Genomic DNA, 22,210 nt, shown 5'->3' with positions numbered 1-22,210 from the left:
TTTGCAGTTGAACGTACTGAGCAAGAATTGACTCAGGCAGAAAGGTTGAAAGAACCCTTAATTCAAAGTGATTTTACTGACCATCAATTAAACGTTGCAATTGGTTAATGAATTAACATATGATCATTATGATTGATATCAACTAAATTAGAAATAGACAAGCTGTTGCTTGTCTATTTCTCTATAAAAGACGGTTTTGTAAGGCAGAGCAAAGATAATAGAATCGCTTATTTTAGAGAAAGAGGGTGTTGCCAATGAAGTCACGAATCGTTCCCTTTGGTGATCATGGTCTACAAATTCAGTTTGAAGAAAAAGTTGACCCAGAAATTAATGGGCGTGTACATCAGGCGGCAGCTCTCATTATGTCTAGTGGTACTCAAGGCATAAAAGAAGTGATTCCAGCTTTTCGAACCCTAACGGTCTTGTATGAGCCACTCGAGATTGATTTTCAAACATTATCTTATCAATTAAAACCCTTGATAGATAACGTAGGTCGTGTTCATCGACAAACAAAGAGGATCGTCGAAATCCCGGTTTGTTATGATAAAGCGTTTGGCTTAGATCTCGCAGCCATAGCAGCATTTACAAAGTTATCGATAGCTGAGATTATTAACCGTCATAGCCAACACAATTATCTTATTTATATGCTCGGTTTCTTACCTGGTTTTGCTTATTTAGGTGGACTGGACCCTACGATAGCAATGCCTCGTTTAGAGGAACCGCGTATAAAAATTCCAGCAGGTTCAGTAGGCATAGCAGGACAACAGACTGGCATTTATCCACTCGCTTCTCCAGGTGGATGGCGATTAATTGGTGCAACACCAGTAAAACTTTTCAATCCTAAGCAATCACCACCGGTGCTCTATCAACCTGGAGACTATATACGTTTTAAACCGATTGATCGCTCCACTTATGAAGTTGTAGCTAACCAAGTTGAGGCGGGTACTTATCGTTTGCTAATTAATGAGGTGAGAGAATAGATGGGACTTCAAGTTGTGCGCCCCGGTGCGTTTACGACGATTCAAGATTTTGGTCGGATCAAGTATCAGCATAGTGGCTTCTCTGAAGCTGGCGCGATGGATCGTCGTGCCTTGGAGATAGCGAATCGATTAGTGAATAACCCGATTGATGAAGCGGGGATAGAAATGATGTTAACAGGCGGCTCGTATCTTTTTGATGAACCTGCTATCATTGCTATGACTGGAGGAGATTGTCAGCCACATATTAATGGCAAGGAAATCCCGATGTATCAAGGGGTGATGGTGCAAGCAGGTGACCAATTGGCGACAAAAGCGATTAAAAATGCCCGTTTTTCTTATCTAGCGTTATCGGGTGGGTTTGATCTTCCTATTATAATGGGGAGTCGATCCACAAGCACCCGTTACTTTGTTGGCGGGTTTGAAGGAAGGCCGTTGCAAGCTGGAGATAATCTCGCTTTCCGTCAAAAAATAGACCTTGATCAACCACATGTTTTAAGGAAATGGCCTAAAATAACTCGTACAGATCGAATCAATGAATTAACGGTTCGAGTCATTAAGGGACCCCATATTGATATGTTTTCTGCAGATCAAGTCAAACGATTTTTTGACGGGAGCTACCATACATCGAGACAATCTGATCGAATGGGCTATCGCTTAAAAGGTACGCGTTTAGAAACAGAGATGCAAGCCAGTATGTTATCAGAAGGTACGGTGTTTGGGGCAATTCAAATACCACCTGAGGGACAACCGATTGTACTATTAGCTGATCGGCAAACGACGGGGGGGTATCCGATCATTGGTGTTGTTTGTATGGCTGACCTAGGGAAATTGGTTCAGTGCCCAGACCGATGCACCATTAAGTTTAAAATGATAACCGTCAAACAAGCACAAGCATTAATAAGAAAGCAAAAAGAAAATATCCGTATGATGATGGAAACGATGGAGCTAACGACTGTTGAACCAACTGATGACTTCAGTTTCACTGATGTTAAGGCATTGATTGAAGCGATTGATTTAACGGAGTTAACTTTATTTGACTACCGAAGTCACAATTCTAAAATAACTTTAAAAAAGCATAATAAATAAAAACCGATCTATTGAAGTTAGACGATTTGTCATAGAGAACCATCCTTAAAACGTTCGCTAATGTCTTGATTTACGTAAAATCCTATCAGTGGGAGAAGAACGAAACGTTTCACTAATTGAAGATACATCTTATATTAACCGAATGATGGAGGTGGTTTTATGGTGAAGATTGATTTGAATGGTGATTTGGGCGAAAGCTTTGGCCGTTATACGCTCGGGCATGACCAAGACATTTTACCTTTTATATCATCAGCTAATATTGCCTGTGGATTTCATGCTGCTGATCCGATGGTGATGGCAAAGACAGTCAGCTTAGCTGAGCGTTATCAGGTGAAGATAGGTGCACATCCAGGTTTTCATGATCGAGTTGGCTTTGGCCGAAGGGTGCTACAAGCCTCTCCAGAAGAGATTGCGAATGACGTAACCTATCAAATAGGTGCGTTAACAGCTTTTACTCAAGCGAAAAAGCTTCATCACGTTAAGCCACACGGTGCCCTGTATAACATGGCAGCCCAAGATGAAAAGGTAGCAAGGGCGATATGTGAAGCGATTAAAGCTTTCGATCCTGAGTTGATTTTATACGGTTTGGCTAATAGTGCATTGATAAGTGAAGCGCAAGCGATTGGTCTCTCCTATGCTCAAGAAGTCTTTGCCGATCGTCACTACCATGATGACGGCACCCTTGTATCCAGGAGTGAAGACGGTGCAGTGATTCGAAATGAACAAGAAGTTATTGGACGGGTTTTAGCTATGGTAAAGGAAAAACGTGTAAAGACGATCAACGGAAATTGGCTTGATCTAGATCCTGATACGATTTGCCTTCATGGCGATCACCCGTACGCGGTTCAGTTCGCTCGAAAATTAACCGACGCATTGCAAGGGCATCAGATTAAGATTGGTTAAAGCAAAAACGTGCACACCTAATCTAAGTGCGCACGTTTTTAACACAGTAAAAAATTAATCAAAAAGATCTGTTACTTCTCCTGTTTCAGGGTCTACAATGTACCAACCGTAGGTAGCAGTGTGAGACTCGCCGTCACCGTCGCCAATAACTTCGAAAACTTGAACACGATAATGCCCTTGCTCATCATCGCCGTCATAAACATAGTTCATATCTATGTTGACACCTTCGTCATTGAGGTATTCTTGAACAAGAATAATCGCATCATCCGAACTATATGTGCCACCCTCACCCTGCTCAATTCCTTGATCGGTCTCTGGCTCGCTCTCTTGATCTAGGTCAGCTTGGTCTTCTGCGTCTTCCTCTTTATCATCGCCGTTTTCGACAGTTTCTTCATTTGTTAGCTCATCATCTGTTTTTTTTTGAGTTGTGTCATCGTCTGTTGCTGGTTGACAAGCGACTAGAAATAATAAACTCACTAACAAAAGAATTTTTTTCATGTTGTAGACTCCTTTATTATCTTAAGTTTAAAGCATTAATGATTAATTTTAATGCTAGTTTCTTTTTAAGTTTAAGTCAATATATAAATTTTATTTACAGCATTTTTATCGCGAATACTCGTCCTTAACATTTCCATCACAAAATAGTGAGTAGGCAAATCTATTTTGGCGGGAGTTAACGGCGGTTTATGTCTTGATTCACTCAGCTATCCATGGAGAAGAACGAAATTGCTCACTAATTGAAAATTCGTTTCACATGAAGCAGTTACATATTGCAGCTAGTGTTATAATGGAAATGAAATTGAACATTATGGAACACCATGTTAAAAGTTACGAAAGGATGGTAAGATGGGGTTATTCCGCTATTTGTTTTCAAAGTTTAAACATGAAGTTTTTACTACATTTGATGAAGCAAGTTATTATCGGAGTGTTAGCCATCTGCAAGCACAGGGTATTGCTTATCAAACAGATATAAAGAGACAAGTGAATGCACGCGCTTTTGTCGGTTCAACACCTACACAATATTTAATTTATGTCCAAGATAAGGATAAACAACAGGCATTACAAGCGATTGCTGATTCAAGGAGATAAGGGGGGAAGCGAGATGAAGTATGATGTCACTGTTATTGGGGCAGGCACAATAGGGTTGGCCACAGGCTATTATTTAGCAAAGCAGGGAGCGACAGTGTTGATGATTGATACATATGATCCGCCGCATCAACAAGGAAGTCACGGTGGGGATACCCGTCTGATACGTCACGCTTATGGAGAAGGAAGAGCTTATACACCGTTAGCTTTAAGGTCGCAAATTCTCTGGGATCAACTACAGATCGAAAGTGAAGCCCCTCTTTTTAAAAAAACAGGCATTTTAAGTTTTGCTAACGAAAACTCTCCTTTTATAAATGAAATAAAACAAAGTGCTAGTCACTATCAATTACCGTTGACACTATATGATCACAATGGACTTAAGCATAACTTCCCCAGTTTAGATTTAACGGATAAAGCACCGCAAATTGGATGCTTTGAATCGGAGTCGGGTGTGTTGTTTGTCGATCAGTGCATGAAAACGTATCGTCGCTTAGCTCAAGTAGAAGGAGCGGACCTTATTGTTAATCAACCCGTGACAGACCTTGTTATAGATCATGGTGGTGTCCGTGTTGTTACACAAGCTCAACAGTATACAAGCCAACAGGTAGTCATTGCTACTGGGGCTTGGCAAGCGCAATGGTTTGAGCAATTAAACTTAGATATCCAATTAACACCGAAACGACAAGTGATTGGTTGGTTCGATGCAGATCCTAATTTATTCGATGCCAGTGTTTTTCCTGGGTTCACAGCGGAAACAGATGAAGGGTTGTTTTATGGCTTCCCTAGTATGAATGGGAGTGGTGTTAAGCTAGGTCGCCATGATTATGGTATGCCAGTTGATCCCAATCAATTTGAGCGAGATTTTGGTTATTATCCTGAAGACGAACATGTATTAAGATCTTTTCTAGAAAAATGGATGCCAAGAGCAGCAGGGAAGCTTAAGAAAGGTAATACCTGTTTATACACGATGACAACCGATGAAGATTTCATTATCGATCAACACCCTATTCATAAACAAGTCTGGATAGCGGCTGGCTTTTCAGGTCATGGCTTTAAATTTGCAAGTGGCATTGGTGAAAGTTTAGCCGACCGTGTCATGCAGCGAGAAAGTACAATTGATCTAGCTATGTTCAGTTTCGATCGGTTTAACAGGTGATTTGCAATGGTTGAAGTGATTAGAGCGACAGAAGCGCATGTTTCAGGAATTATCAATGTTTGTCGGTCAGCCTACTGGGACACTTATCAAGCTACACATTCAGAGGCTTATATTGATAGAGTAGTTAAGACATTTTATCATCCAGAGCGCGTATGGTATGAGGTAACTAAGACAAGTCGCTCTTGGGGAGGTTACTTTGTTGCATTAGATCATGATCAAGTGGTTGGAGCTGGGGGCGGTGGTATGACAGATCGCCAAATTAGTGAGTTGTTTGTATTGTATATTGATCCTTCACGGCGAAATCAAGGGATAGGAACAAAGTTGTTAGATGCGATTACTGCACAACAGAAGCAACAAGGTGCAAGAAAGCAATGGGTTTCTGTGCAAAAAGGCAATATGAAAGCTATTCCTTTTTATCAAGCTAAAGGTTTTATTTTTAGTCATGAACAATCTAGCTATGGAAATAGTGAAATTGAATCATACATTTCATTAAGGCTTTATCGAAAGTTAAAAGATGAGTGAGGTAAGTATATGAATATCAGATTAGAAAAATTAAATCAGCACGACTTTGAGGCCCTTTTTAAGTTCGAACAAGAAAATAAAGTATTCTTTGAGAAGATGGTCCCGCCTCGACCGGATAATTATTTTGTATACGATCAATTTAAGAAAAATAATCAAGCCTTATTAGCAGAACAAGAAACTGGGAAGTCACACTTTTTTTTGATTAAAGATCAGGCGTCAGCTATACATGGCCGTCTTAATATAGTAGATATTGATCTCGAAACACAGACGGGCGATTTAGGCTATCGAATCGGTGAAAGTAGTGTGGGTAAAGGCGTAGCTAGTCAGGCACTCGCATTATTGCTCGGCCGTATCGACGAATTACCAGTTATACGTTTAGAGGCAAAAACAACCTCTCATAATCTAGCCTCACAACGCGTATTAGAGAAGAACGGTTTTACTTATCAAGGGGCAGATGCTAACGATTTTGAAATGAATGGGGAACGGGTTAACTTCGTTTATTATACGTGGTCTAAAGATTAGTGTTATGCTCACTCACTTACGTTAACGTGCAGCAAGATAAAACATCACAGTCTACGATCAGGTCAGATGTTAAATGAAGAAAAATGATAAAACGAACCTTCAATCAGTAGGGGCGTTCTTCTCCCGCTGACGGTTGGTTATCTGTGATAAACGTATGAAAATGTGTGTATAAAGGAAGGATTAACTTGGAATACAATTATCAAACACCGCGTTATTTGTTGGTTATTGAACAAATAAAAGAAAAAATAACTAAAGGTGAGTTGGAATCTGGTGAACGCCTGCCTTCAGAAATGGAATTGGCGAAACAATTACATGTATCTAGAAATACATTAAGAGAAGCTTTACGTATTTTAGAAGAAGAAGGCATTATATTAAGAAAACATGGTGTGGGGACATTTGTTAACAAAAAGCCTGTTTTCTCTGGTGGGCTGGAAGAATTATTTAGTATTACCGACATGATCAAACGTGAAGGAAAACAACCAGAAACCGAATGCCACTTTACCGGTTACACTAACGCTCATAGTGAAGATCAGCTAGAACTTCATTTAGAGAAAGGGGAACCCGTTTATTTAGTTAAACGCGTTCGTAAAGCAGATAGTGTCCCTCTTGTTTATTGTATTGATAAAATTCCAGCCAAGTTATTAAATGGAATAAATCACTTAGCTGATGAATCGATGCTACGAGCGTTAGAAAAAGAGGCGAACATCACCATTAGTTATGCACAAGCAGCAATTAAAACGATTGGTTATCATGAAGAAATTTCAAAAATATTAGCTTGTGACCTTGAGGTGCCATTACTGGTATTAAAACAAACACATTATGATGCCAATGATCAACCTGTCTTATATTCACTAAATTTCTTTAGATCAGATCAAGTTAGTTTTAATGTGCTTAGAAAACGTATCTTTTAAAAATGGCCTTAATGATTTAGACTTGCAAACTTCTCTCATAATTGACTGTATCGACCTCTGATCATTATACTAATTAAGAGGCGCTTTATTGTTACAAACTAGAAAATATATAGATGTTCTACATGTTAGAAAAGTGTCGTAATGCACTTTATCTAAATTGGTTTTAAACAAGTTGTTGGACGTCCTACCCCTTAAAAATGAGTGAATGCATTTACTTGGTTATACTATATGGATAGAAGGTGTAGATGTCGGTATGTCACCTCACCAATTAAGGTGAAGTGGTTATACATAAATACCAAGGTATGGAGGAAGGAAGTGAATCGATGAGAATGGTTGATCTTATTGCAAAAAAGCGTGATGGTAAGCCCTTATCTAAACAGGAAATAAATTTCATGATCAAAGGCTATACCGATGGTGATATTCCAGATTATCAAATGTCAGCCATGGCGATGGCCTTATATTTTCAAGATATGACGACGGAAGAGCGTGTCCATTTAACAATGGCGATGGTTGCGTCCGGCGATCAAATCGATTTATCAGACATTGAAGGGGTTAAAGTCGATAAACATAGTACCGGTGGTGTCGGTGATACCACCACCCTTATCTTAGCGCCACTTGTTGCTGCAGTCGGAGTCCCTGTCGCTAAAATGTCAGGGCGAGGTTTAGGCCATACAGGTGGAACGATAGATAAGCTTGAAGCAATTAATGGTTTTCAGGTGGAATTAGATAGTGATACATTTAATAAATTAGTGAATCAAAATAAAATTGCTGTTGTTGGTCAGAGCGGCAACTTGACACCTGCTGATAAGAAAATGTATGCCTTACGTGATGTTACAGCAACCGTTAATTCTATTCCATTAATAGCAAGCTCGATTATGAGCAAAAAAATAGCGTCGGGCGCTGATGCAATTGTTTTAGATGTAAAAACAGGATCGGGTGCGTTTATGAAAGATTTAGCTGACGCTAAAGAACTTGCTCAAGCGATGGTGGCCATTGGTGATGGGGCAGGTCGAGAAACGATTGCTGTCATTTCAGATATGAGCCAGCCATTAGGTTTTGCGATTGGGAATGCCCTAGAAGTTAAGGAAGCGATTGATACATTAAATGGTCGAGGACCTGAAGATTTAACAGAGCTCTGTTTGACACTAGGTAGTCATATGGTCTACTTAGCCAAACAAGCGTCATCAATTGAACAAGCAAGACAAAAGCTTGAAGCTGCTATTGAAAATCGACAAGCGATTGAAAAGTTTAAAGCATTTATTGCTTCGCAAGGTGGGGACGATTCAGTCGTTGCTGATCCTGATCGATTACCACAGGCTGCCTATCAAATCAACGTTGCAGCTCATCAGACAGGCTATATTTCCGAAATAGTTGCTGATGAGCTCGGTATTGCTGCTAGCATGCTTGGAGCTGGTCGGATGACAAAAGCATCAAAAATTGATTTAGCCGTTGGGATTGTTTTAAAAAAGAAAGTCGGTGATCAGGTTGAAAGCGGTGATACCATCGCCGTCATTCACAGTAATCAGCAAGATGTTAATGAGGTTAAAAATAAAGTTGAACAAGCTTATACCTTTTCAACTGAAAAGCCGGAACCGCATCAATTGATTTATGATATTATTACTGAATAAGAATTTAGGAGAGAAACGATGAGAGAAGTATTTTTAGCACTATTAGCAGGGGTAATGGTTGGTATTTTGTTTAAATTTTTAAAGTTGCCATTGCCAGCACCTCCTGTCTTTTCTGCTGTTGTTGGCGTCTTTGGTGTTTATTTAGGTGGCGTTATTGCAGAACATATTCGGGTATTTTTTAGTTGAATAAGAACAGGGAGGAATCACCATGTCAGGGATATTTAAGCGAATTTTTTTAGTTGTATTAGATTCAGTTGGAATTGGAGAAGCACCAGATGCAGCTGATTTTAATGATGTTGGTGCAGATACATTAGGGCACATTGCCGAGCATATGGGTGGATTAAACATGCCGACGCTAGGGAAATTGGGTTTAAGCCATATTAGAGAAATTAAAGGGATAGAAAAAGTAGATACCCCAATAGCGCACCATACAAAGATGGAGGAAGCTTCAAATGGAAAAGATACAATGACTGGACATTGGGAAATAATGGGCCTTCACATTGATCAACCGTTTCAAACATTTCCAGAGGGCTTTCCTGATGATCTATTAGATGAAATTAAAGCGCAAACGGGCCGAGAAATCATTGGGAATAAACCGGCTTCAGGGACAGAAATTCTTGATGAGCTTGGTGCAGAACATATGCGTACCGGTGCGTTGATTGTGTATACTTCTGCTGATTCTGTCTTGCAGATTGCAGCACATGAAGACATTGTACCCGTTGATGAGTTATACCAAATTTGTCAAACGGCGCGTAAGTTAACGATGAATGACAAATATATGATTGGACGCATTATTGCTCGTCCTTTTATTGGCAAGCCAGGTGCGTTTGAACGGACGTCAAATCGGCATGATTATGCACTGAAGCCTTTTGGGCGTACGGTTATGAATACGTTAAAAGATCAAGGATTAGATGTCGTTGCCTTAGGTAAGATTTCAGATATTTATGATGGCGAAGGCGTGACAGAATCAATCCGAACAGCGAATAACGATGATGGAATGGAAAAATTCATTCAATCTATTGATCAAGATTTTCATGGGTTGAATTTTTTGAACCTTGTTGATTTTGATGCAAAGTATGGTCACCGTCGGGATCCACAAGGTTATGGCGAAGCGTTAGAAACATTTGATCAACGCTTGCCTGAAGTTCTAGACAAGTTACGTCAAGATGATTTATTAATCATTACTGCTGATCATGGTAATGATCCTGTCCACCATGGAACCGATCATACGCGTGAATATGTACCATTACTTGTTCATCATAAAGGTATTGAATTAGGGCAAGCACTACCTATTCGCAAAACATTTGCCGATATTGGTGCGACCATTGCTGATAATTTTGGTGTTAAAATGCCTGAATACGGTGAAAGCTTTCTTGCAAATATTAAGGGGGATCGATCATGAAATCAAAACAATTACAAGATGCAACGCGATTTATTACAGACCGATTATCTCAAACGCCTGAAATTGGGTTAATTCTCGGCTCAGGTCTAGGTGAATTAGCTAACGAAATTGAATCACCGATTAACATTAAATATGAGGAGATTCCTGGCTTCCCTGTCTCTACCGTTGAAGGGCATGCAGGTCAATTGGTTATCGGCGATCTGCAAGGTGTATCTGTTATCGCTATGCAAGGACGTTTTCATTATTATGAGGGCTATGGGCTAGAAGCAGTGACTTTCCCTGTCCGTGTGATGAAGGCATTAGGTGTTGAGCGCTTGATTGTTACGAATGCTGCTGGTGGGGTGAATCCTGATTTTGAACCCGGTAACTTAATGCTGATTACAGACCACATCAACAATACAGGTCAAAATCCATTGATAGGACCAAATGATAGTGAGCAAGGTGTGCGTTTCCCTGATATGTCTACAGCTTATGATCGTCAGCTGCAACGGTTGGCAAAGCAAGTGGCAAATACAATTGATTTAGATCTGAAAGAAGGGGTTTATGTTTGGAATACCGGTCCATGTTATGAAACACCAGCAGAAATTAATATGCTCCAAGCTATGGGTGGTGATGCAGTTGGCATGTCGACCGTTCCAGAAGTTATTGTTGCGCGTCACGCTGGAATTGAAGTATTAGGCATCTCCTGTATTTCAAATATGGCAGCTGGCATTTTGGATCAACCATTAAACCATCAAGAAGTCATAGAAACGACAGAAAAAGTAAGAGGAGATTTTCTTAATTTTGTAAAGGCTATTCTAGGCAAATTAGCATAATAGAAGGACGGGGATGACGGTGAAACGAATGATTGATGCGGCCATTGAAGCGCGTAAAAAAGCATATACACCTTATTCAAAATTTAAAGTAGGGGCTGCTTTGCGGACAAAGAGTGGGAATGTCTATCATGGATGTAATATTGAAAATGCAGCTTACTCGATGTGCAATTGCGCTGAGCGTACCGCTTTATTTAGTGCACTTGCTCAAGGTGAGCGAACATTTGACTTATTAGTGGTTGTTGCAGATACCGATCGACCGGTTTCACCTTGTGGGGCTTGTCGACAAGTCATTAGTGAGCTTTGCGAACAGGATATGCCAGTTGTATTAACGAATTTAAAAGGTGAGGTGTTAGAAACAACAGTGTCTGGCCTTTTACCAGGTGCCTTTTTAGCTAGTGATTTAAAAGAGGAGGAATGAGTTTTATGGATAAAAAAATAGCAAACATGATTGACCATACCGCTTTAAAAGCTGATACGTCGAAAGACCAGATTGAAACATTGTGTGATGAGGCAAAGGAATATCATTTTTTCTCCGTTTGTGTCAATCCCACTTGGGTTAAGTTTGCAGCAGAAAGGTTAGCGGCAACGGAGGTGGCAGTTTGTACCGTTATTGGCTTTCCATTAGGCGCTTCCACTTCTGCTACCAAAGCATATGAAACAAAAAATGCAATTGATCATGGTGCGACGGAAGTAGATATGGTCATTAACATCGGTGCTTTAAAAGATCGAGACTTTAAGCTAGTAGAAACAGATATTCGAGCTGTTGTTGAGGCAGCTAAGGGAAAAGCACTTGTTAAAGTCATTATTGAAACGAGCTTGCTGACCGATGAAGAGAAGGTCAAGGCATGTGAGCTAGCTGTATCAGCAGGCGCTGATTATGTGAAAACGTCAACAGGATTTTCTACAGGTGGTGCTACTGTCGAAGATATTGCATTAATGAGAAAAACAGTTGGGCCAGATATTGGTGTCAAAGCTTCAGGCGGCGTACGTGATCAGAAAATGGCTAAAGCGGTGATCGAGGCTGGTGCAACGCGAATTGGTGCAAGTGCAGGCATTGCTATCGTTAGCGGTGGCTCTTCAGATGCAGATTATTAAAATATAAAACAAACCTTCAATCAGTTAGCATTTTCTTTCTTCACCCACTGATTGTTAGTTAAGGGAATCAGGTCATTAGCGTCCGTTATCTTTCGCCTAAACAAACGATTCAATATTCTGCTTTTAAGGCGGGTGTTTAGCGGACGGTTATCTGAGATAAAGTAAAAAACGGTGTTAACCTTTTGGCTAACACCGTTTTTTTAAGTGAAATTTTATTAACTTGCTTTGAGCCGGCTCTTTTTTAATTGTCTTAATTTCATAAAACGTGATGTTGAATAGATCACTAGTGCCATCCAAATGGCTAAAAAGGCAATCATATGTGCATATGTAAACGGTTCGTTAAATAAAAAGACACCGATTAATAGCATAAAGGTGGGTGCAATGTATTGTAAAAAGCCAATCATTGAAAGTGGAATGCGTTTAGCACCAGTGGCAAAAAGAAGTAATGGTATAGCTGTTACAACCCCTGCACCAATTAATAATAGTGCCATCCGAAATGATGATTGCATGGTTGTTAAAGAGTCTCCCTCGATCATAAGATAGACAAGCGCAACCGGAAGTGCAATTAATGTTTCAAGTGTTAGACCACTCATTGTTGAAATATCAATTGTCTTCTTTATTAGACCATATAAAGCAAAAGTTAATGCAAGAAGTAACGAAATCCATGGAAAAACACCATAATAGAAAGTAAGAAAAAGAACGCCAAAGCCAGCAAGGATAACTGATAAAATCTCGACTTTAGCTAGTGATTCTTTCAAAACAACTACACCTAATAAAATACTTAGTAATGGATTAATATAATAGCCTAAACTCGCTTGAATCACGTAGTTGCTATTTACTGCCCAAATGAAAATCAGCCAATTTCCGCTAATAACAAGAGACGCAAGGATGAGACCGGTAAGCTTTTTTCGATCTTTAAAAATCAGTCGAGCTTCTGTTAAAAAACGTTTGGTACTCTTTGATAGGAAAATGATTAATAACATAAATACAAAAGACCAAACAATCCGATGACCGAGTAGTGCGCCAGCAGAGATCCCTCCAACAGCCTTCCAATATAGGGGTAAAAATCCCCAAATTAAATATGCCCCAGCGGCAGCGATGCTACCAGATTTCATTTGTTTCTCATTCATAAGACATCCCACATTTCTCTATATAATAAGAATTAGTTTACGCTTAGTTATCAGCTTTTGCAATACAAAGGCGCATTTCCTAAGAAAATGCGCCTTTGTATTATACATATCGATGTTTTGATTGCATGGATTGCGAGTGATCAATCTTAACTGACGTAATCGTTTCAGCATTTCTAAATAAGCGTTGGCACTCATCACTTAATCGAATGAGTGTTACCGATTTGCCAACTTGATCGTAGCGAGAAGCAATTGAATTTATCGCATCTATAGCCGAGTGATCCATTACCTTTGCATATTTAAAATCAATAATAACTTGGTTAGGGTCGTCGTTAATATCAAATAAATCTTTAAAATTTAAGACTGAACCAAAAAATATTGAACCATTTACTTTATAAATTCTTGTTCCGTCAGATTCATTTTCAATATTTACATAGATAACTTTTCCCTTTTCCCAAGCAAACATTAATGCTGATAAGATCACACCAATAATAACAGCTGATGCAAGGTTTACAACGACAGTGATAACAGTTACGGTAATGACGACAATCATATCTTGAAAGGGAATTTTCCCACCATACTTTAAGCTTTCCCATTCAAAAGTACCAACGACCACCATGAACATAACGCCGACTAAGCCTGCGAGTGGTATGGCATTAACAAAACCAGATCCGAACATCAAGAAGACCAGTAAGGTTACAGGTGCGACAATGGCTGATAGACGGGTACGCCCTCCAGATTTAATATTAATAATTGATTGGCCAATCATGGCGTCACCTCCCATACCACCAAAGAAGCCATTTGCGGTATTAGCTAAACCTTGTGCGAGGCATTCTTTGTTTGTCCGTCCGCGTGTATCGGTCATTTCATCAATGACTTGAAGTGTTAAGACGGCTTCGGTTAAACCAACCAATGCCCCTACTAGTGCGTAAGGTGCAATGATACGCAGGGTCTCAAAGTTCAAAGGGACTTGAGGAAGATAAAAACGAGGTAATCCTCCACTTAGTTCCATTCCTGCAAAGTCTTGCACGGTTTGCATATGATAACCTGTTCGACTTAAAATAATAGATATAATCGTTAAACTAATAATAGCAACTAAACTTGCAGGAATTGCTTTTGTAAATTTAGGGACTAAATAGATGATTAACATGGTTAAACCAACAAAGAGCAACATGATCAATAAATCAGCTTGCGGTAGCCAAACACGCTCGATCGTTTCAATGCCGTTAACAATGGTGACCTGATTAATTTTAAATTGATCCCATTGCGCTAAGAAGATAACCACTGATAATCCATTTAGAAATCCTAGCATAACCGGATAAGGAATAATCCTTGCAAACTTTCCGAGTTTAAGTGCACCGATGGCGATTTGGATAATTCCCATGAGTATGACGGTGGCAAATAAATAATCTAGCCCGTGTTGGGCAATAAGTGCGGCAAAAACAACAGCAATAGCGGCAGTAGAGGAGCTGACCATACCTGGTCGGCCAGTAAAAATAGCAGCGATTAATCCAACCATAACAGCGGTTTGTAAGCTTAATATGGGACTAACGCCAGCCACAAAGGCAAATGCAACAGATTCTGGAATCAAGGCAAGTGCTACGGTAATCCCAGATAGACATTCGTTTTTAATTAAAGTTTTGTTTAATGACAATTGGCGCCATTTCACGATAAAACCATCCCCTTCACAATGATAAGTTTACGCATAAAAAATACCTGTCGCTGGACAGGGATAAGAAACGTGTTTTAAGTTTCGTATCTGGTATTTATGCAAGCGAGTTTTTTTCTGTTTATATTACATAAGAATTAACTATAGCAAATGTTTTATGCAATTACAATACCGTTTAGAAATGTAACCTCTTACAGGATGTATTTAATTTTTACAAGGTAACAAACTTGAGCGTTTAGTCTTATTTTAAGTGTTTAATGTGTTTTTTTATTATAGATTAAGGTAATATTTAGACTAACGAATATGTTTGGAAAGGAAGAAAAGCATGAAGTTATTAGTTGTTGTATTGACGTTAACCTTACTTGTTGGTTGTAATAATCTTGGGGATACAGATGAGTTGATTGATCATGAAGATTCAGCACTTGAGCATTCAACTGAAGAGGGACAACAAGGAAAAGAAGTGACCGCTACTCAAGAAGAAGAGTTAACCGTTGATGAATTTGAGCTTACGATCAATGTTAGTGATGGTGATAATAAACACTATCAATATGACCGCCATAATCAAGGGACCAATCAAATTGTAGGAAGTGAAACCATTACGGGGGATTCAGCCATTCAAGAGAGTGAAGAACTATTGGCAGCTCTATCAATATCGCCAGAGCATTCATTAAACAAAATTCAAAATACGATTTTGAGTCATCTTGATCTAGATGGAAGTGATATTGAGGATCTAGCTGTCGAGTTTGTTTTTAATAATGGAGAAGAACTCGAGTTTGATCATGTTTTATCAGACGACGATCATGTTGAATATCCGAATATATTTATGTTTGAGTTAGATATTGCTTTCGATAATGGAGAGGAGCTCGATTATTATTTTGACGGCCTCGCTAATCAAGTAGAGGTTGAACAACGTGATGGGAGTGAATTAAATGGTGATGATGCTCTTGCTGCAACTGAAATACTGTTAAATCAAATGAATGTTGCCACTGATCAATCGATCAATGCGATTAAGCGTGATATTTTAGATATTATTGATATCGATGGAGATGAAGTGGTTAAGTTTGAGTTGGAAGTTGAATTTGAAACGAAGCAGGCTATTAAGATAAAACATGAGTTGAATGAATAATATGACGAATAGGATGTTAACAGAAATTCCAGTTGTATATAATCAATTATACCAAACCTACGGTTGCCAACATTGGTGGCCTGCTGAAACAGCTTTTGAAGTGATGGTAGGAGCGATTTTGGTTCAAAATACGGCTTGGAAAAACGTTGAAAAAGCAATGCTGCAATTGGAGCCGTACCTTGATCCGGTTCAAATGTTTCATCTCCCGATTGAAAAATTAGAGCAGTTGATTCGTTCTAGTGGTTTTTTTCGTATCAAAGCAAGACGGTTACATGCCTTCTTAACTTGGTTTAAAAACTATGATTTTAAAATGGAACAACTTCATTGTCAAGATACGTATCTATTACGGAATCAACTGTTAGCCATTAACGGGATTGGTCCAGAAACCGCTGATTCCATTTTGCTTTATGCTTTGCATCGGCCTGTTTTTGTCATTGATGCTTACACAAGGAGAATCTTTAAACGATTAGGTTTTGACCTACCGAAAAAGTATCAAGATCTTCGCTATTTATTTGAAGCCGCCTTAGTCAAAGATGTCCAACTTTATAACGAGTATCATGCGTTAATTGTTCAACATGCCAAAGTGCATTGCAAAGTGAAACCGATCTGTCCAACCTGTCCACTATTAGACCGTTGTGAGCAAAACGTTGGATCATAAGTTTGTTTAGTTTTTAAAAATCCAAAAAATGAGGTGTTTTTTTTGAAAATTAAAGGCATTAATCACTTACTCTTTTCTGTTTCTGATTTAAAGCGATCAATTGAATTTTATCAAGATGTATTTGAGGCAACCTTGTTAGTTGAGGGAAGAACAACAGCTTATTTTGATCTGAATGGGTTATGGCTTGCTTTAAATGAAGAAAAAGATATTCCGCGCCATGAGATTGCTCAGTCGTATACCCATATTGCCTTCACTGTTGCAGAAAGCGATTTTGATGATGTTCATAACCGATTAAAACAATTAAACGTCAATATTTTACCTGGAAGAGAGCGAGATCAGCGTGATAAACGCTCTGTTTATTTTACTGATCCTGATGGACACAAGTTTGAGTTTCATACCGGGACGTTACAGGATCGATTAGATTATTATCAAGAAGACAAGCAACATATGACCTTCTATCCACCAGTATTAAACGATAATGGTGGGACGGTCAACCCTAAAAATTGAAAATATAGAGCTTTTCCTTAGCGACAAAACCTTGTCTAATTAAAGTTTTAACGATATACATCCATTTCCAATCTGCTGTGCATGAATATAATAGAGAAGATGGATTGGAGGTGGGTGTAAATGGTGGATAGGCAGCGTCAGGAGATTGTTCAAGCGGGATCTTTAATAGTAGCATTGGGTACTAATATTAGTGTAGTTGCTGAAACAAGAGAAGCGATGGGTATTGAAGCTTATAACGATTTGCTTGCAACAATTGGTGAAGGACTTCAAGCCATTGGTGCTTTCTTAATAGGGACGATACCTGATGATGATTTCCTATCGTTTTCTGGGAATTGGATTGATGGAGTTGGGGCTGCAATGTCCTCCCTTGGTAGCTACTTAGCACATACAAATACAGTAGATTCTGATCAAAGTAAACGTATTATTGTGGTTGGTGATAGCTTTCAATCGATGGGGGCCTCGATAAGCGCACTGGCTGATTATGAAGATGGCAACATTAACAGTGCGCGTGGAAATGTAACGCAAGCCCTAGGAGCTGGTTTAGAAGCAATCGGCACACTGTTAATCATCAATGAAAGCCCAGAGAGTGGTCAGCTAATTGTTGTGATTGGTTCAACTCTGCAAGCTATTGGTGGTAATTATATAGCAAGACTAGAATGGAGTGAGTAGCCGTTTTTTGATTAGGAATCGTTTCTTAATTGTTGGTGCAACAGGGCAGAAAAGTCAAATCAGTGATAAAGCGGTTTTGTTACGAATAAAGAAAACGGGTACTTCTTGAAAGGCTTCACTCAACTGTTGAGCAACTACTCTCATCCCAGGCTCTTCACTTTCCATATGCCCAATGACGATTAGCCCTCGATTTCCCTCGACATAACGAGCATCACGAATATATTCAGGTGTTTCCCATTCAGGTCCTTCACCACAAATAACGAGGTCAAGGTTGTATTGATTGATTAATGATAGGGTTTGGTGACTTCCACCTCGATAGCCAACGAATAAACCTATACGTTGACAAGATTGATTAAGGTTCCCAGTATAACGAACGTGCGATAAGTTAAGCTTATCCTTTAAATCAGTGATAACCTGATAAAGGGATTTTTTCGGGAGCGATATAATACTGGCCTCTGTTTTATGCTCAATGATGTACGGTTGCCATTCCAATTTGGCTATTAATCCATAAGTGATTTGATCAGGTTCAACGCGATGAATATAATCATGTAAGCGAAATATATTTAAATTTGTCTCTTCAATCCGTTGCTTTTTCGCTTGATAGACTTTGTCATGGGTAGGTAGAGGATCATCTAAATGCTTGTAAAACAGACCTTCATGACAGATTAATAAATTGGCACGCTGTTCAAGCGTACGTTCAATCGCTTCATACGTTGGCATAAAGGTGACTGCAATCCCGGTAATGGGGGTATTTTCATTCCCGAACTTGAGTGTATCAACGGTATGGTGAGTTGCTTCAGCGGTGGGAATTAAATAATTGATAATATCTTTGACAAGTAAAGTCATCTCTAGCTCCCTTTCTTGATTTATAAGTCGTCCTGTTTAGTTTAAAAAGATGGAAAATCCACCATTTAATTTAGATTTATTGAAAAAGTTTACGTTGCTTAATATTGTACTAAAAATGGTAATCAAATAGGGCAGTTGAAAATAAAGTTTTTATTTAAATAAATATAGATTAAGGAGCAAATTCATATATTGGTGGTGAAAAAGAGCGTCTATTCATATATAATCATAATGTTTATCACAGATAACGGACGCTAATGTACGGATTCACTCAACGAACCATACGTGGGTGGGTAAGATCGTAGACTAAAACCACCACTTCTTTTAAGAAGGATTACAGACTAAGACCGCCACGTCCTGTGGCAACGTCTGCATGACCTACATCCTGTAGGCCTCCGCCCGTTGGTTGATTGAAGGTTCGTTTTATATGGCAAACGAAATGGAGAAGTAGTAGAAGATACTTGGATTAAATGTTAATCATCTATATTGTAATGGGAGTGAGAATAGTAATGAAGCCATTGAATAAACCAAACGTGACAGCAGAAAAAGTAACAAATGATTTTAGTACTATATATGATCGAAATGATCCTTATATTGAAGAGGTGATCATTGAGAACTGTACCATTTCGGTTCAGGATGCTGAAGCGATCGAGTTTGTTAATGTCCGCTTTCGTCATGTGAATTTTAAAGAAGCAAAGATAACAAAAATGTATTTACGAGATGTTGTTTTTGAAAAGTGCGATTTGTCTAATGCCCACTTTGAAGAGGTAACAATGCATCGTGTTGCATTTTATCATTGTCAAATGACAGGTGTTATTATGGCAGATGGTCGATTCAATCATGTGATGTTAGAAAACTGTAATTTACAATTTGCTGGCTTGGGTTTTTGTAATCAAAAGAATACTAGCTATAACGAATGTATACTAAAACAGACGGATTTATACGAAAATACCTTGAAATATACAATGTTTGATAAATGTGAATTAACAGGAGTTAACTTTACTAATACGAGCTTGGCAGGGGTTGATTTAAGTCGATCGTATTTTGATCATATCACAGTCGGTATAGCAAACCTTAAAGGTTGTATTGTAAATGAAGAACAAGCAAAAGTTCTTTCAACACTACTTGGTTTAATCGTTAAATAAGCACGACTCGAAAGATTAATATTGTAATAATATAGCAATCCCAGCTCTTGACAAATCTTTGTTCAATGGTTATATTAAGTGTGGGGTTAGAATTTTTGTATGATTAAGTTCTATTTTTGTTATTTATATGATTAGCAGAACATATCACTAAATTTTGTACCGTTTCGATGATTGCATCAGTAAAAGACTATATTTCTACTCTTACCGTGTATGAGAACGAGATAGAAAGCAAAGCTCTTGAAGATGCTGTTGACTGGATATTGCAATGGATGATTTATCGTAGATAACCATCCGTAAAATGCCCACTAATTGAGGGCTCGTTATATTTGTCAACAGCGCGACAGGTAAGAAAGTCAATGACCGATGTTGCTATCGACAAATGCTTAATAGCACCGAACAATGTCATCTCTCGAAAAAAGAAAGATGCTTCGAACTCGGATAAACAAAGGATTCGAGCCGCTAAATGCAAGAGAAAGTTTCCAATCAACGCCAATCGTTTCTTCACCGTACGATAGTCAATATGCCCAGATCTAAGTATCGAAAACATGGTAACTTATTATATAGTAGTAAGTCACCTTTGTTAATTATTCACTGTAATATGCTTAATATCAGTTGATATAGTCTAGTGGTTAGGTTTTACGAGGATAATTGCACTATTATTCTGTAATTTATTGATAACGCTTACAAAGTGAGGGTGGTTTAATAATGAATCGTGTCGTTTTAGTAGATGACGAACATTTTGTAAGGAAAGGCATCATGACGCTTATTGATTGGGAGGCCATCGACTATGAAGTAGTAGGAGAAGCGAGTGATGGGGAAGATGCTTTGCAGCTCATTCTTGAACAAAGGCCTGACGTTGTTCTTACCGACATCCGGATGCCGGTATATGATGGTCTAGAGCTTATTCAGCAAATAAAGAAAAAAGCTAAGACCCCTCCCAAATTTATTGTCATTAGTGGTTATAGTGACTTTGAGTATGCTCAACGCGCTGTCCGTTTAGGTGTTACCGATTTTCTTCTTAAGCCAATTGACAAGAAGGAACTAGAGGATACTTTTTCAATTTTAACTGAAGTGATTGAAAAGGAACGTTTGGAAGAACAGGCTAATCAGCGCTTTATTAACTATGGTCTCTATCAGCGCATCATTGTAGATGGTGAGGAGCCTAACCTTAATGATCTTGCTATCCTTACTGAAGATATTAATAAAGAAAGCTGTTATTTAATTATTGATGTACGAAACCAGATGATTACGGATATGATTGATGAAAAGATCAATCGATCAATTGCTAACTTTGTCGGTGATCCCCGCGTGTTTATCCATCCATTTGAGCGCGAAGGTTACGGTGTGATCTTACAAGAAAAACACCTTCCGCAAAATGTAAATGAAGTACCTTGGTTCTTATCACGTCTTAAAGTATTTATTGAAAAGGAAATTGGTTTAAAGATATTTTTATTTGCTGGAGTAGTAGACAGAGGGCTAGAGGGGATGCGATCTTCATACCAAACTGCTATCATTGCGAGCAATCGGAGATATTACAGACGTGATGATACCCCGCTAATGTATAATAATGAACTTGCTCGCTGTCATTTGGAGAATAAACCGCTTAATCATGAAATGATTGATAAATTACTAGAGGAAATTGAAGAAAATAATATTCAAGCAATAAAAAAACAAATTAATCAATGGATTAAAGATATCCAGCACGTTGCTGCACCGGTTGACGCCATAAAAATGTTCCTTTTTCATTTAGATAAAGAATTAGAAGCGACCATTCAACGCGTTGCTGAACATAACGAACCGACTAAACAAATCACAGCTTTAATTGAAATATTTAATGAGAAAAAGACATTAAATGAACTTAAGGAAGCTCTACTAAACTATGCATTGAGGGGAAGTAGCCTTATATGTGCGCTTAGTAAAGAGAAGTATAATGGTGATATTTATAAGGTAAAACGTTATATTCATAAACATTTCACTGAACCGTTAACATTAAAGAAGATAGCTAATCAATTTTATATGAATCCTGTCTATTTAGGCCAATTATTTAAAAAGACCTATGGTGTCTACTTCAAAGATTATTTACTAAAGGTCCGGATTGAGAAAGCAAAACAAATTTTACGTCAAACCGATTTGCGTATTTATGAGGTAGCGGAAGAGGTGGGATTTGGAAGCCCGGATTATTTTGTTACCCAATTTGAAAAGATGGAAGGGAGTACACCGTCCAAATATCGACAAAAGATTATCAACTAATCAGCTAATCGATTGTTTAACTTGTTCCGTGAATACGTAAGTCTAATCAAAAAACTATTATTTTTATCACAGATAACCTTTCGTAAAATGTCCGTTAATTGAAGGGTCGT

The 22,210-nt window shown here is 38.6% G+C and carries 24 protein-coding genes; 20 read left to right on the top strand and 4 right to left on the bottom strand.

Annotated features, from left to right (window positions below; translation table 11 throughout):
* The first annotated feature begins 254 nt into the window (after positions 1 to 254).
* From pxpB to JOE23_RS14475, 3 genes are all read left to right on the top strand, one after another.
* On the top strand, positions 255 to 980 hold the full coding sequence (gene pxpB, locus JOE23_RS14485) for a 5-oxoprolinase subunit PxpB (protein ID WP_204439481.1): 726 nt from the start codon (positions 255 to 257) through the stop codon (positions 978 to 980).
* Positions 981 to 2,066, top strand: coding sequence for a 5-oxoprolinase subunit C family protein (locus JOE23_RS14480; RefSeq protein WP_204439479.1), 1,086 nt, complete (start codon positions 981 to 983; stop codon positions 2,064 to 2,066).
* A 159-nt stretch (positions 2,067 to 2,225) separates the two neighbouring features.
* Positions 2,226 to 2,969 (top strand): LamB/YcsF family protein, encoded by a 744-nt coding sequence (locus JOE23_RS14475; RefSeq protein WP_204439477.1) that lies wholly within the window; start codon positions 2,226 to 2,228, stop codon positions 2,967 to 2,969.
* 54 nt (positions 2,970 to 3,023) lie between these two features.
* On the opposite strand, the gene JOE23_RS14470 is transcribed toward JOE23_RS14475, so the two are convergent.
* Positions 3,024 to 3,467 (bottom strand): hypothetical protein, encoded by a 444-nt coding sequence (locus tag JOE23_RS14470; protein WP_204439475.1) that lies wholly within the window; start codon positions 3,465 to 3,467, stop codon positions 3,024 to 3,026.
* Between the two features lie 348 nt (positions 3,468 to 3,815).
* Here JOE23_RS14470 and JOE23_RS14465 point away from each other — a divergent pair, with 348 nt between their 5' ends.
* The 11 genes from JOE23_RS14465 to deoC all read left to right on the top strand — a co-directional run bounded on the left by JOE23_RS14465 (position 3,816) and on the right by deoC (position 12,106).
* Positions 3,816 to 4,058 carry a putative signal transducing protein gene (locus tag JOE23_RS14465; protein WP_204439472.1) on the top strand — a complete coding sequence of 81 codons (243 nt, stop codon included), beginning with the start codon at positions 3,816 to 3,818 and terminating at the stop codon, positions 4,056 to 4,058.
* A gap of 13 nt (positions 4,059 to 4,071) precedes the next feature.
* Positions 4,072 to 5,211 (top strand): N-methyl-L-tryptophan oxidase, encoded by a 1,140-nt coding sequence (gene solA, locus JOE23_RS14460; protein WP_204439470.1) that lies wholly within the window; start codon positions 4,072 to 4,074, stop codon positions 5,209 to 5,211.
* Positions 5,212 to 5,217: 6 nt separating this feature from the next.
* Positions 5,218 to 5,733, top strand: coding sequence for a GNAT family N-acetyltransferase (locus JOE23_RS14455; protein ID WP_204439468.1), 516 nt, complete (start codon positions 5,218 to 5,220; stop codon positions 5,731 to 5,733).
* Positions 5,734 to 5,742: 9 nt separating this feature from the next.
* Positions 5,743 to 6,255: a GNAT family N-acetyltransferase gene (locus tag JOE23_RS14450; RefSeq protein ID WP_204439467.1), complete on the top strand. Its 513-nt coding sequence runs from the start codon at positions 5,743 to 5,745 to the stop codon at positions 6,253 to 6,255.
* A 185-nt stretch (positions 6,256 to 6,440) separates the two neighbouring features.
* Positions 6,441 to 7,166, top strand: coding sequence for a GntR family transcriptional regulator (locus tag JOE23_RS14445; RefSeq protein WP_204439465.1), 726 nt, complete (start codon positions 6,441 to 6,443; stop codon positions 7,164 to 7,166).
* Positions 7,167 to 7,489: 323 nt separating this feature from the next.
* Positions 7,490 to 8,794, top strand: a complete 1,305-nt coding sequence (locus tag JOE23_RS14440; protein ID WP_204439463.1) for a pyrimidine-nucleoside phosphorylase — start codon at positions 7,490 to 7,492, stop codon at positions 8,792 to 8,794.
* An 18-nt stretch (positions 8,795 to 8,812) separates the two neighbouring features.
* Positions 8,813 to 8,980 (top strand): XapX domain-containing protein, encoded by a 168-nt coding sequence (locus JOE23_RS14435; RefSeq protein ID WP_204439461.1) that lies wholly within the window; start codon positions 8,813 to 8,815, stop codon positions 8,978 to 8,980.
* Positions 8,981 to 9,002: 22 nt separating this feature from the next.
* Complete coding sequence (deoB, locus tag JOE23_RS14430; RefSeq protein WP_204439459.1) at positions 9,003 to 10,196, top strand: phosphopentomutase; 1,194 nt, start codon at positions 9,003 to 9,005, stop codon at positions 10,194 to 10,196.
* A complete protein-coding gene (locus JOE23_RS14425; protein WP_204439457.1) occupies positions 10,193 to 11,011 on the top strand; it encodes a purine-nucleoside phosphorylase in 819 nt (272 codons plus the stop codon). The genes deoB and JOE23_RS14425 overlap by 4 nt, the downstream gene beginning before the upstream one ends.
* A gap of 13 nt (positions 11,012 to 11,024) precedes the next feature.
* Positions 11,025 to 11,429 carry a cytidine deaminase gene (gene cdd / locus JOE23_RS14420; RefSeq protein ID WP_204439455.1) on the top strand — a complete coding sequence of 135 codons (405 nt, stop codon included), beginning with the start codon at positions 11,025 to 11,027 and terminating at the stop codon, positions 11,427 to 11,429.
* Positions 11,430 to 11,434: 5 nt separating this feature from the next.
* Complete coding sequence (deoC, locus tag JOE23_RS14415; RefSeq protein ID WP_204439453.1) at positions 11,435 to 12,106, top strand: deoxyribose-phosphate aldolase; 672 nt, start codon at positions 11,435 to 11,437, stop codon at positions 12,104 to 12,106.
* A 215-nt stretch (positions 12,107 to 12,321) separates the two neighbouring features.
* Here the strand turns inward: deoC and rarD are convergent, their stop codons facing one another.
* Positions 12,322 to 13,236: an EamA family transporter RarD gene (rarD, locus tag JOE23_RS14410; protein WP_204439451.1), complete on the bottom strand. Its 915-nt coding sequence runs from the start codon at positions 13,234 to 13,236 to the stop codon at positions 12,322 to 12,324.
* Positions 13,237 to 13,336: 100 nt separating this feature from the next.
* Complete coding sequence (locus JOE23_RS14405) at positions 13,337 to 14,902, bottom strand: SulP family inorganic anion transporter (RefSeq protein WP_204439449.1); 1,566 nt, start codon at positions 14,900 to 14,902, stop codon at positions 13,337 to 13,339.
* A 325-nt stretch (positions 14,903 to 15,227) separates the two neighbouring features.
* Here JOE23_RS14405 and JOE23_RS14400 point away from each other — a divergent pair, with 325 nt between their 5' ends.
* From JOE23_RS14400 to JOE23_RS14385, 4 genes are all read left to right on the top strand, one after another.
* Positions 15,228 to 16,028, top strand: coding sequence for a YusW family protein (locus JOE23_RS14400; RefSeq protein ID WP_204439447.1), 801 nt, complete (start codon positions 15,228 to 15,230; stop codon positions 16,026 to 16,028).
* Between the two features lies 1 nt (position 16,029).
* Entirely contained in the window at positions 16,030 to 16,686 is a 657-nt protein-coding gene (locus JOE23_RS14395; protein WP_204439445.1) for an endonuclease III domain-containing protein, read from the top strand.
* 42 nt (positions 16,687 to 16,728) lie between these two features.
* Positions 16,729 to 17,193 (top strand): FosM family fosfomycin resistance protein, encoded by a 465-nt coding sequence (gene fosM / locus JOE23_RS14390; protein ID WP_204439443.1) that lies wholly within the window; start codon positions 16,729 to 16,731, stop codon positions 17,191 to 17,193.
* A gap of 123 nt (positions 17,194 to 17,316) precedes the next feature.
* On the top strand, positions 17,317 to 17,862 hold the full coding sequence (locus JOE23_RS14385; protein WP_204439440.1) for a DUF6944 family repetitive protein: 546 nt from the start codon (positions 17,317 to 17,319) through the stop codon (positions 17,860 to 17,862).
* A gap of 54 nt (positions 17,863 to 17,916) precedes the next feature.
* On the opposite strand, the gene JOE23_RS14380 is transcribed toward JOE23_RS14385, so the two are convergent.
* Positions 17,917 to 18,708 (bottom strand): Nif3-like dinuclear metal center hexameric protein, encoded by a 792-nt coding sequence (locus JOE23_RS14380; RefSeq protein WP_204439438.1) that lies wholly within the window; start codon positions 18,706 to 18,708, stop codon positions 17,917 to 17,919.
* Positions 18,709 to 19,214: 506 nt separating this feature from the next.
* On the opposite strand from JOE23_RS14380, the gene JOE23_RS14375 reads away from it, so the two are divergent.
* Positions 19,215 to 19,850 (top strand): pentapeptide repeat-containing protein, encoded by a 636-nt coding sequence (locus tag JOE23_RS14375; protein WP_204439436.1) that lies wholly within the window; start codon positions 19,215 to 19,217, stop codon positions 19,848 to 19,850.
* A 705-nt stretch (positions 19,851 to 20,555) separates the two neighbouring features.
* On the top strand, positions 20,556 to 22,100 hold the full coding sequence (locus JOE23_RS14370; protein WP_204439434.1) for a response regulator transcription factor: 1,545 nt from the start codon (positions 20,556 to 20,558) through the stop codon (positions 22,098 to 22,100).
* The last annotated feature ends 110 nt before the right edge of the window (positions 22,101 to 22,210 follow it).

Source organism: Amphibacillus cookii (assembly GCF_016908375.1).
Classification (GTDB): Bacteria; Bacillota; Bacilli; order Bacillales; family Amphibacillaceae; genus Amphibacillus_C; species Amphibacillus_C cookii.
This window is presented reverse-complemented; position numbering and strand designations above follow the sequence as displayed.

What these genes read in the sequence shown, in the direction of transcription:
- JOE23_RS14375 (WP_204439436.1), top strand. Translation starts at nt 19,215, where the DNA reads ATGAAGCCATTGAATAAACCAAACGTGACAGCAGAAAAAGTAACAAAT.
- JOE23_RS14395 (WP_204439445.1), top strand. Translation starts at nt 16,030, where the DNA reads ATGACGAATAGGATGTTAACAGAAATTCCAGTTGTATATAATCAATTA.
- JOE23_RS14470 (WP_204439475.1), bottom strand. Translation starts at nt 3,467, where the DNA reads ATGAAAAAAATTCTTTTGTTAGTGAGTTTATTATTTCTAGTCGCTTGT.
- pxpB (WP_204439481.1), top strand. Translation starts at nt 255, where the DNA reads ATGAAGTCACGAATCGTTCCCTTTGGTGATCATGGTCTACAAATTCAG.
- rarD (WP_204439451.1), bottom strand. Translation starts at nt 13,236, where the DNA reads ATGAATGAGAAACAAATGAAATCTGGTAGCATCGCTGCCGCTGGGGCA.
- JOE23_RS14455 (WP_204439468.1), top strand. Translation starts at nt 5,218, where the DNA reads ATGGTTGAAGTGATTAGAGCGACAGAAGCGCATGTTTCAGGAATTATC.
- cdd (WP_204439455.1), top strand. Translation starts at nt 11,025, where the DNA reads ATGACGGTGAAACGAATGATTGATGCGGCCATTGAAGCGCGTAAAAAA.
- JOE23_RS14380 (WP_204439438.1), bottom strand. Translation starts at nt 18,708, where the DNA reads ATGACTTTACTTGTCAAAGATATTATCAATTATTTAATTCCCACCGCT.
- JOE23_RS14475 (WP_204439477.1), top strand. Translation starts at nt 2,226, where the DNA reads ATGGTGAAGATTGATTTGAATGGTGATTTGGGCGAAAGCTTTGGCCGT.
- JOE23_RS14425 (WP_204439457.1), top strand. Translation starts at nt 10,193, where the DNA reads ATGAAATCAAAACAATTACAAGATGCAACGCGATTTATTACAGACCGA.
- JOE23_RS14440 (WP_204439463.1), top strand. Translation starts at nt 7,490, where the DNA reads ATGAGAATGGTTGATCTTATTGCAAAAAAGCGTGATGGTAAGCCCTTA.
- solA (WP_204439470.1), top strand. Translation starts at nt 4,072, where the DNA reads ATGAAGTATGATGTCACTGTTATTGGGGCAGGCACAATAGGGTTGGCC.
- JOE23_RS14435 (WP_204439461.1), top strand. Translation starts at nt 8,813, where the DNA reads ATGAGAGAAGTATTTTTAGCACTATTAGCAGGGGTAATGGTTGGTATT.
- JOE23_RS14450 (WP_204439467.1), top strand. Translation starts at nt 5,743, where the DNA reads ATGAATATCAGATTAGAAAAATTAAATCAGCACGACTTTGAGGCCCTT.
- JOE23_RS14400 (WP_204439447.1), top strand. Translation starts at nt 15,228, where the DNA reads ATGAAGTTATTAGTTGTTGTATTGACGTTAACCTTACTTGTTGGTTGT.
- JOE23_RS14465 (WP_204439472.1), top strand. Translation starts at nt 3,816, where the DNA reads ATGGGGTTATTCCGCTATTTGTTTTCAAAGTTTAAACATGAAGTTTTT.
- JOE23_RS14480 (WP_204439479.1), top strand. Translation starts at nt 981, where the DNA reads ATGGGACTTCAAGTTGTGCGCCCCGGTGCGTTTACGACGATTCAAGAT.
- deoC (WP_204439453.1), top strand. Translation starts at nt 11,435, where the DNA reads ATGGATAAAAAAATAGCAAACATGATTGACCATACCGCTTTAAAAGCT.
- deoB (WP_204439459.1), top strand. Translation starts at nt 9,003, where the DNA reads ATGTCAGGGATATTTAAGCGAATTTTTTTAGTTGTATTAGATTCAGTT.
- JOE23_RS14370 (WP_204439434.1), top strand. Translation starts at nt 20,556, where the DNA reads ATGAATCGTGTCGTTTTAGTAGATGACGAACATTTTGTAAGGAAAGGC.